Genomic DNA, 554 nt, shown 5'->3' on the forward strand with positions numbered 1-554 from the left:
CAGACCTCCTTCATCCCGTTGCTGACGCTGGGCATTCCGCCGAATGCGGTGATGGCCCTGATGGTCGGTGCCATGACGATCCACGGCATCATCCCAGGCCCGCAGGTGATGACCAAGAACCCGACCCTATTCTGGGGCATGATCGCCTCCATGTGGGTCGGCAACCTCATGCTGCTCATCATCAACCTGCCGCTGGTCGGCATGTGGGTGCGGCTGTTGAAGGTGCCGTATCGGTTGCTGTTCCCGGCGATCCTGATGTTCTGCTGCATCGGCATCTACTCGATCAACTCGCTGCCGACCGACGTGATGTTCATCGGCTTCTTCGGTCTCGTGGGCTATATGCTGATCAAGTTCGGCTTCGAGCCGGCGCCGATGCTGCTCGGCTTCGTGCTTGGCAGGCTGATGGAGGAGAACCTTAGGCGCGCGCTCATCATCTCGCGCGGGTCGATGGAGACCTTCATCGAGCGTCCGGTCAGTGCCGGTCTGCTCGCGGTGGCCGCTATCCTACTTGTGATCGCCCTCCTGCCTTCCATCCGAAAGGGAAGGGACGAGGT

General features: G+C 61.0%; 1 protein-coding gene. It reads left to right on the forward strand.

The features are described from left to right. A partial coding sequence (locus ILT44_RS30645) for a tripartite tricarboxylate transporter permease (protein ID WP_204243381.1) occupies positions 1-554 on the forward strand: 554 nt, incomplete at both ends.

Source organism: Microvirga arvi, from assembly GCF_016892765.1.
GTDB classification, from domain to species: domain Bacteria; phylum Pseudomonadota; class Alphaproteobacteria; order Rhizobiales; family Beijerinckiaceae; genus Microvirga; species Microvirga arvi.